General features: G+C 73.4%; 5 protein-coding genes. 4 read left to right on the top strand and 1 reads right to left on the bottom strand.

Going from position 1 to position 9482, the window contains the following annotated elements; genetic code table 11:
* Positions 1-206: 206 nt before the first annotated feature.
* Positions 207-863, bottom strand: a complete 657-nt coding sequence (locus FMEAI12_RS30055) for a hypothetical protein (RefSeq protein WP_235014802.1) — start codon at positions 861-863, stop codon at positions 207-209.
* Positions 864-1055: 192 nt separating this feature from the next.
* Between FMEAI12_RS30055 and FMEAI12_RS30050 the strand changes: the two genes are divergently transcribed.
* From FMEAI12_RS30050 to FMEAI12_RS30035, 4 genes are all read left to right on the top strand, one after another.
* Complete coding sequence (locus FMEAI12_RS30050; RefSeq protein ID WP_235014800.1) at positions 1056-2057, top strand: LLM class flavin-dependent oxidoreductase; 1002 nt, start codon at positions 1056-1058, stop codon at positions 2055-2057.
* A 98-nt stretch (positions 2058-2155) separates the two neighbouring features.
* Positions 2156-2584, top strand: coding sequence for a helix-turn-helix domain-containing protein (locus FMEAI12_RS30045; RefSeq protein ID WP_112108688.1), 429 nt, complete (start codon positions 2156-2158; stop codon positions 2582-2584).
* 49 nt (positions 2585-2633) lie between these two features.
* Positions 2634-3065 (top strand): VOC family protein, encoded by a 432-nt coding sequence (locus tag FMEAI12_RS30040; RefSeq protein ID WP_071059936.1) that lies wholly within the window; start codon positions 2634-2636, stop codon positions 3063-3065.
* Between the two features lie 558 nt (positions 3066-3623).
* Positions 3624-9482, top strand: a 5859-nt coding sequence (locus tag FMEAI12_RS30035) for a type I polyketide synthase (RefSeq protein WP_146776794.1), incomplete at its 3' end; no start/stop codon positions are given.

Genomic DNA, 9482 nt, shown 5'->3' with positions numbered 1-9482 from the left:
CTTGACGGCTACCGCCGGCTGACCGTCCGCTACGAACGCAACGGCCGTAACTTCCTCGGATTCCTCTGCCTGGCCGCCGCGATCACCTGCTGGAAGAAACTCCCACACCCCACCTGAGACACGCTCTTAGGTGGCTCCGGGGCCATGGGCCCCGGCTCCGGAGTTCGGTCGGGACCGGACGGGCTGGAACAGCCGGTCCGGCGAGGTCACGGAAGCCAGGGCTGGCCGACGGCCATCACGCGTCCTCCCGCGTCAAGCCGCAGGATCATCAGGCTGGACGGACGGGCGGCGACGAACTCCCGCAGGTCCGCGAGGTCACCGGTCTCGTACTCCTCGGGCCGCACCGGAAGAACGACCCTGACCGTCGGCGTCACCACGTAGTCCAGCGTCCCGCCCTCGACGTCGTCGATGCGGTATCCGTCGAGGCAGGTTTCCGCGTCGCCGGACTGCGGGGTACAGAGGACGTACTCCGACCGGTCGAGGCTCAGCACGGTGCCATCGGGGCCGTCGGAAATGCCGACCACCTTGCCGATGTCGTGCACCTCACCGAAGCCGGCAAGTGGCGGGTACGCGGAGGTCGGCAGCGGCGTCGGCACCGGCGCTGGCGAAGGCGACGGCGGCCGGCTCGTCCCGACCACGGGGGATGGGCTCGAAGTCAGCGACGTCGATTCGGGTGAGGCACTACCGCCCGAATCGCTGGAGCAGCCCGCGAACATGATGACGGCAACGACCATCGCGCCGAGCCGGCTCGACAGACCGACGATTCTGCGATTACTCAAAGCAAAGGGACGACAGCCCATAGTGAAATACCTTATCGCGTCGTAGGTAGGGGCTATCTGTCCGGTCAAAATGCCGATGACCACTGGACGGATACGTGTGCAGTTCCCGCCGTCGCGATTCTCGCCCGGGCATCGAATCACAAAGTATGCGCTCACTCCTGTTCCGGTGTCAATCGATGATCACGTCCCGGCGGCGGAGCGACCGGAGCCCACCGCGGCCGGCCACGGCGGGGAGTTGACGTGCCGCGCGTTACAGGGCAAAAGTCGACCGGTGGGATGACCACCGCATACCTCACCGACGAGGAGACGGACATGTTGGCGCTACGGCTGAACCTGACCCAGCCCGGTCTGGACCCCAGCGAGATGTCGGCCCGGCACCAGGCCGCTCTCGAGATGTGCGCGCACGTGGAGGAACACGGCTTCGACCTGGTCAATCTCGAGGAGCATCACGGCGTCGACAACGGCTGGAGCCCCGCGCCGCTTGCCCTGGCGGGACTTGTCCTCGGCCGGTGCTCCCGCCTCCCGGTCTCGATCGCCGCCCTCCTGCTGCCGTTGCACGATCCCATCCGGGTCGCCGAGGACATCGCTGTCCTCGACCTGGCGTCCGGCGGGCGGCTGAGCGTCGTCCTCGGTGTGGGCTACCGCCCGTCCGAGTACGCCGCCCACGGCAAGGACTGGGCGCGTCGCGGGGCGCTGATGGACGAGTGCGTCGACACGCTCCTCAAGGCATGGACCGGCGAGCCCTTCGACCACCGGGGGACCACGGTGCGGGTCACGCCGAGGCCGTTCACCCAGCCGCACCCGCCGGTGATGATCGGTGGCAGCTCGAAGGTGTCCGCACGCCGGGCGATCCGGTTCGACCTGCCGTTCGCGCCGGCGGGGCACCTTCCCGACATCGCGTCCTACTACCACGAGCAGTGCGCGGCCAGCGGCGTCGAGGCACGCTGCCGCATGCCGGGGCCGGGGGTGACGATGATGTTCATCCACGAGGATCCGGACGAGGCGTGGGCGACCCTCGGGCACCACCTGCTCCACGAGGCGGTGACCTATTCGGCCTGGCAGACGCCGGACGTCCGCTCCGCCCACCGGTCGAGCGCGACCACTGTGGCGGAGCTGAGGGCGGAGGGGACCTACCAGATCCTGACCCCGGAGCAGGCGCTCGCCCACGGCCAGCACGCCGGGTTCGCCATCCACGCGCTCTGCGGCGGCCTGCCGATCGCCGAGGGCTGGCGTTGCCTGACCCTGTTCACCGACAAGGTGCTGCCCTTCCTCAGATGACCACCGCCCCGCGTCCCGGTGCCTGCGCTCCGTGGGCCGCGCGACGCGGCCTGGGCTCCGCGGCCGGCTGCGTCCCGGCGTCGGCGATACTGCGGTGCATGGTGCCGCCGGCCCGCCACCTGCTGCGGGCGAAGGATCTCGCCGACGCCCGCTACTGCGAGCCGCTCACGGTGGCGGACCTGGCGCGCGCCGCCAGTCTGTCGCCGGCCCACTTCAGCCGGGAGTTCCGGCGGGCCTTCGGTGAGCCGCCGCACCAGTACCTGCTGACCCGCCGGCTCGAGCGCGCCGCGGTGCTGCTGCGCAACACCGACCGAAGCGTGACCGAGATCTGCTTCGCGGTCGGCCTGACGAGTGTCGGATCCTTCACCACCCGATTCCGGTGTGTGTTCGGAATGTCGCCAGGTGCCTACCGGGCGGCGTTCCCGCCCGCGCGCCGCCACATCCGGATCCCGGACTGCGTCGCCCGTGCCTACGGCCGCCCACACAACCGCACGTTCGGAGAAGCCGAGGTCACCGCCCGCGCGTAGCGTCGCCGGCGCGTTCTTCCGCGCAGCCGACCGAGCCGAGGAGACAGCGGTGATCAGGATCGCCAACGCGCAGTTCTGGGTGCACGACCAGGAGGAGGCGCTCGCCTTCTACACGAGGACGCTCGGCTGGGAGGTCCGGTCGGACGTCACCATGAGTGAATGGGGATTCCGCTGGCTGGTGGTCGGCCCGTCCGGCCAGCAGGACGTGGGGCTGGTGCTCATGTCGATCCCGAAGCCGCCGATGTTCGACGTGTCGACCAGCGGCCAGCTCGCGGAGCTGGTGGCCAAGGGCGCCGGCGGGACGCTGTTCCTCGAGACCGACGACTGCCAGGCCTCCCACGACGAGCTGCGCGCCCGAGGGGTGGAGTTCAACGACCCGCCGACCAGGCAGCCCTACGGCATCGACACGTCCTTCCGTGACCCGTCCGGCAACAACATCCGGCTCACGCAGGTCCTCGAGTTCTCGCCCGACCGGACCTGAGTCGGCCGGCTCCGGACCCGGGAGGCAGGTCGGGTGATCCGGACACGGTGAACACCGGGTTCGCGGGCGCTCCCCATGACTGCGGGCGTAACAGTGCGCGAACTTGCTTGCGGTATCCGCCGTAGCGTGCCTATTCTCCCTCGAAGTGATGCCCTCCTTGCTCGTGGCCCGCGGTTCCGCGCGGGCCGGTTCGAACACGACGTGATCGTTCTTCCGAACATGATTGGGCTGGGATGTCCGTCCAGACTGTCGGGCCAGGCACGAAGCGGGGGACCGGGCGCGGGTATGAGTCCGCCGGTCGAGGAATAGCCGGAAGGCACGCTACCCGCGGTGTTCCGCCGCACCGCGCGGCAGGCGCTTCAGGGCGACTACCTGGGCTTTTACCCGCGTAAAACGCGCGGCGAAACCCTTCCGGTCCCGACTGGGGGAAGGGTGTTCGCGCCGGTCCTTTCCTTCGGTAGCCGCGGGTGATTCATCGAGTGGCGCGCCATGGATCCGCGGGTGGATTCCAGCGCACGGTGATGTCCTCGCGGGGCCCCGACCTGCACGGGAGAAGCGTTGGCGGGACACGAACACCCCACCTGGCGGGAGGCCCTCACCGGGCTGCCCGAGGCCGAACAGCACCGGCTTCTGCTCGACCTGGTACTCCGGCAGGTGCGCCGGGCCGTGGGCGACGGGCACGGCCCGTTCGACCCGCGGACGCCGTTCGTCCGGCTGGGGCTCGGTGGAGGAAGCACGGCCGGTTTCCGGGACGCCCTGGGCGGCGAGCTCGGCCTGGCACTGCCCGCCACGCTTCTGTTCGACCATCCGTCCCCGGCGCGTCTCGCCGACCATCTCAGGACACGGGTTCTCGACGTACCGGACCACCCGGTTCCGCCTCCGGTCGGGCCGGACCCTTCGGACCTGCCGGCTTCGCGGGCGCCGTCGGCCTCGGCCGCGCCGCCGGACGACCCGATCGTGATCGTGGCCATGGCCTGCCGGTTCCCCGGAGGGGTGCGTAGCCCGGAGGATCTCTGGCGGTTGGTCGCCGAGGGCCGCGACGCCGTCGTCGACATCCCCGCGGACCGCGGCTGGGACCTGGCCACCCACTTCGATCCCGATCCGCGCCGCTCCGGCACCTTCTACACGACCCAGGGCGGCTTCCTGGACGACGTCGCGGGCTTCGACGCGGCCTTCTTCGGGATCTCGCCGCGGGAGGCGCTGGCGATGGACCCGCAGCAGCGGCTGCTGCTCGAGGTCTCCTGGGAGGCGTTCGAGCGGGCCGGCATCGACCCGCTCTCCCTGCGCGGCAGCCGGACCGGCGTCTACACCGGCCTCCCCGTCGCGGACTACAGCCCGCCCTGGCGGACGGCCCCGCCCGGCGTCGAGGGCCACCTGATGAGCGGAACCCTGCCCAGTGTCGCCTCGGGCCGGGTCGCCTACACCCTGGGGCTCGAGGGCCCCGCGATGACGATCGACACGGCGTGCTCGTCGTCGCTGACGGCCATGCACCTGGCGGCGCAGGCCCTGCGCGCCGGCGAGTGCACCCTGGCGCTGGCCGGCGGGGCCACGGTGATGGCCACCCCGGACGTCCTGGTGGAGTTCAGCCGTCAACAGGGCCTGGCGCCGGACGGCCGCTGCAAGTCGTTCGCGGACGCCGCCGACGGCACCGGCTGGGCCGAGGGCGCGGCCGTGGTGCTGCTGGAACGGCTCTCCGCCGCGCGCCGCCACGGGCGCGCGGCGCTGGCGGTGCTGCGCGGCAGCGCGGTCAACTCCGACGGCGCGTCCAACGGGCTGACCGCGCCCAACGGGCTGGCGCAGCGGCGGGTCATCCGGGCGGCGCTGGCGAGCGCGGGCGTCTCGCCGTCCGACGTGGACGTCGTGGAGGCGCACGGCACCGGGACCAGGCTGGGTGACCCGATCGAGGCCCAGGCGGTCATCGCCGCCTACGGGCAGGACCGGCCGGCCGACCGGCCGCTGTGGCTGGGCTCGTTGAAGTCGAACGTCGGGCACACCGTCGGGGCGGCGGGGGTCGGCGGCGTGATCAAGATGGTGCTGGCGCTGCGGCACGGCGTGCTCCCGCGCACCCTGCACGTGGACGAGCCTTCGGCCCGGGTGGACTGGTCGGCCGGGCACGTGCGCCTGCTGACCGAGCCGGTGGCCTGGCCGCGCGGAAACGGCGTCCGCCGGGCCGGTGTCTCCGCCTTCGGGGTCAGCGGCACGAACGCCCACGTCATCATCGAGGACGCCCCCCGCGCCGAGCCGGTTCCATCCTGGCTCGACCAGGCCGGGCTCGACCAGGCCGGACCGAATGCCGGCGGCGGTGACCAGGCTGCGGGTGACCCGCCCGGGGGCGATCCCCCGGCGGGCGAGGAGCTTCCGTGGCTGCTGTCGGCCGGGTCGGAGCCGGCGCTGCGCGAGCAGGCCGCCCGCCTGGCGGCCCGGGTCGAGAGCGAGCCTCGGCCGGGCCTGGCCGATGTCGGCTGGTCGCTGGCGGTGGGGCGCGCGGCGCTGGCGCACCGCGCGGCCGTCGTCGCCGGCGACCGGGAGGGCATGCTGCGCGGCCTCGGCGCGCTGGTGCGGGGCGAACCGTCGGCGGCACTGATCCGCGGCTCCGCACGCCCGGACCGCCAGACCGACCGGCTCGCGTTCCTCTTCAGCGGCCAGGGCTCCCAGCGCCCGGGGATGGGCCGGTCGCTGCACGGCCGGTTCCCGGTGTTCACCGAGGCGTTCGACGCGGTCACCGCCCGCCTCGACCGGCATCTTCCCCGGCCGCTGCGGGACGTCGTGTTCGCCGGCCCGCTCCCGGACGCGGCGCTGGAGCGCACCGAGTTCACCCAGCCGGCGCTGTTCGCGCTCGAGGTGGCGCTGTTCCGCCTGCTGGAGTCCTGGGGCGTGCGGCCGGACGCGCTGCTCGGGCACTCTGTCGGCGAGCTGGTGGCCGCGCACGTGGCCGGCGTGTTCGACCTGGACGACGCCTGCGCGCTGGTCGCCGCGCGCGGCCGGCTGATGCAGGCGATGCCGACCGGCGGCGCGATGGTCTCGCTGCGGGCGTCGGAGGAGCAGGCCCGTGAGCTGATCGCCGAGTTGGGTGCGCGCGCGGCGGCCGCGTCCGGTTCCGCGTCGGGAGCGGTGGACGTCGCGGCGGTCAACGGACCGGAGTCGGTGGTCGTCTCCGGAGACCTGCGCCCGGTCGAGGAGATCGCGCAGCGGTGGCGCGCCCGCGGCGGAACGGCGACCCGCCTGCGGGTCTCGCACGCGTTCCACTCCGCGCACATGGACGGCATGCTCGAGGAGTTCCGCAGGGTCGCCCACGGTGTGACCTTCCGGGCGCCGGCCGTCCCGGTCGTCTCCAACGTCACCGGCGCGATCGTCGCTTCCGACGAGCTGTGCTCGGCAGAGTACTGGGTGCGCCAGGTCCGGGCCGCGGTGCGGTTCCGCGACGGCGTCGACCGGCTGCACGAGCGGGGCGTGCGGACCTTCCTGGAGATCGGCCCGGACGCGGTGCTCTGCGGCATGGGGCAGGACTGCCTCCCGGCCGGCTCCGACGCCGTGTTCGTCCCGAGCCTGCGCCGTGACCAGGCGGAGCAGCCCGCGCTGGCCCGGGCCGTGGGCAGGCTGTGGATGGCTGGCGCCGACGTCGACTGGGCGGCGTTCTTCGCCGGCGCGCGCCGGGTCGATCTGCCGACCTACCCGTTCCAGCACCGCCGCTTCTGGCTTGGTGACCACCTCGCCACCGCGAACGCGCCCACCGCGGGCACTGCGGGCACCGCGGGCGAGCCTGCCACCGCGGGCGGCGCGACGCCGGGCCGGCGGCCCGCCGACCGCCGGTACCGGGTCACCTGGACGCCGGTGTCCACGGCGAAGGCCGCGAAGGCCGCGGGGCCCGGCCGGTGGCTGGTGGTGATTCCCGCCGATCTGACCGCGGAGGACGGTGTCTGCGCCTGCGTCGAGAGCTGCGTCCGGGGTCTTGAGGGCAGGGACGCCGAGGTCGTCCGGTTCGAGGTGGACCCCGCCGCCGGTGTCGACCGCAGCACGCTGGCCGCCCGGCTCACCTCGCTGCATGTCCCGCTGGCGGGGGTGCTGTCCCTGCTCGCGCTGGATGTCCGGGAGCTGCCCGGCCGTCAGCCGGTCACCCGGGGCCTGGCGGGCACGCTGGCCCTGGTGCAGGCCCTCGGCGACGCCGGGGTCGCGGCGCCGCTGTGGTGCGTGACGCAGGGGGCGGTGTCGATCGGCGGAGCCGACGCGGTGACGAGCCCACCGCAGGCGCAGGTGTGGGGCGCGGGGCGGGTGGCCGCGCTGGAGCTGCCACGCCGGTGGGGCGGTCTGGTCGACCTTCCCCCGGCCGTCGACGGGACGGCGGCCGACCGGCTCGCGGCCGTGCTCGAGGGCGGGCCGGGCGAGGACCAGGTGGCGATCCGCCCGTCGGGCGTGTTCGGCCGCCGGCTCGCACCGGCCCGAACGGCCCGCACCGACACCGACACCGACAGCGACAGCGCCGGTGGCGGGTGGCGTCCGCGCGGAACGGTGCTGATCACCGGTGGGACGGGGGCGCTCGGCGCGGCCGTCGCACGGTGGTGCGCGGATGCCGGGGCGGCCCGGCTGGTTCTGACCAGCCGTCGGGGCGCGGCGGCCCCGGGCGTGCCCGAACTCGTCGCCGACCTGGCCCGGCGCGGCGCGGCGACGACCGTGGCCGCGTGCGACGCGGCGGACGGCGACGCGCTGGCGGAGGTGCTGGCGGCCATACCGGCGGACTGCCCGCTGACCGCCGTAGTCCACGCCGCGGGCGTCGCCGGCGGGTTCACACCGCTGCAGGACGTGGACGTCGCCGAGCTCGCCGAGGTGCTCGCGGGCAAGGCCGCGGGCGCCCGGGTCCTCGACGAACTGGTCGGCGACCGGCCGCTGGACGCCTTCGTGCTGTTCTCCTCCGTCGCCGGCACCTGGGGCAGCGGCGGCCAGTGCGGGTACAGCGCGGGCAACGCCTACCTCGACGCGATGGCCGAGTACCGCGGCGCGCGCGGGCTGGCCGGCACGGCGCTCGCGTGGGGGCCGTGGGCGGAGGGCGGGATGGCCGTCGATCCCGCGATCGCGGGCCACCTCCAAGACCGCGGGCTGGTTCCCATGCCGCCGGACGAGGCGGTCGCCGTGCTGGCGGAGGCAATGGGTGACGAGCGGTGCCTGACCGTCGCCGACGTCGACTGGGCCCGGTTCGCCCCGGCCTTCACCGCCGCCCGCCCCAGCCCGCTGCTCGGCGACCTGCCGGAGGTCCGCGCCGTCCTGAACCCTCCCGACCCGTCCACGGGACCCGCAGGTGGACCGGTCGCCGGCGGGGAGGCCGGTGACCGCGGCGGCGACGGGCCGGCGGCGCTGCTCGGGCGCCGGGCCACGATGCGCACGGCCGAGTGGCGACGGTTCCTGCTCGACCTGGTGCGGGCCGAGACCGCCGCCGTCCTCGGGTACGACGCCGCCGACCAGATCCCCGCCGACCGGGCCTTCGTCGATCTCGGGTCCACCTCGCTGACCGCCGTCCAACTGCGGGCGCGGCTGGCTGAGCGCACCGGGCTGCGGCTGCCCACCACCGTGGTCTTCGACCATCCGACGTCGACCGCCCTCGCCGGGTACCTGGCCGCCGAGCTCCCCGGCGGCCCCGACGGCGACCCGGCACCGGCCGGGGTGGCGGAACCGGCCTTCGCCGGGAATCACGTGACGCCGGCACCCGGCCCGCACGGCGCGGCCGGGGACGACCCGATCGTGATCGTCGGCATGGGATGTCGCCTGCCCGGCGGGGTGGACTCGCCGGCAGAGCTGTGGCGGCTGCTGGCGGAGGGCACCGACGCGGTGTCGGAGTTTCCGGTGGATCGGGGTTGGGATGTGGCGGGTCTTTATGATCCGGATCCTGGTCGGGTGGGTCGGAGTTATGTGCGGTCGGGTGGTTTTCTGGCTGGTGCGGGTGATTTTGATGCGGGTTTTTTTGGGATTTCGCCGCGTGAGGCGTTGGCGATGGATCCGCAGCAGCGGTTGTTGTTGGAGGTGTCGTGGGAGGCGTTGGAGCGGGCGGGGGTGGATCCGTCGTCGCTGCGTGGCAGCGACACCGGCGTCTTCGTCGGCCTGATCTACCAGGGCTACGGCGGCGAGTCGGTGACGGCGTCCGAGGGTGTGGAGGGCTATCGGATCAGTGGGACCGCCTCGAGCGTGATGTCCGGTCGGGTGGCGTATGTGTTGGGGTTGGAGGGGGCGGCGGTGACGGTGGATACGGCGTGTTCGTCGTCGTTGGTGGCGTTGCATCTGGCGGTGCGGGCGTTGCGTGCGGGTGAGTGTGGGATGGCGTTGGTGGGTGGGGTGACGGTGATGTCGACGCCGGTGGGTTTTGTGGAGTTTTCGCGGCAGCGGGGGTTGGCTGCTGATGGGCGGGTGAAGGCGTTTGCGGAGGGTGCGGAT

This window comes from Parafrankia sp. Ea1.12 (assembly GCF_900465275.1).
GTDB classification, from domain to species: domain Bacteria; phylum Actinomycetota; class Actinomycetes; order Frankiales; family Frankiaceae; genus Parafrankia; species Parafrankia soli.
The sequence above is the reverse complement of the archived record's forward strand: the minus strand, read 5'-3'. Positions and strand labels throughout refer to the sequence as shown.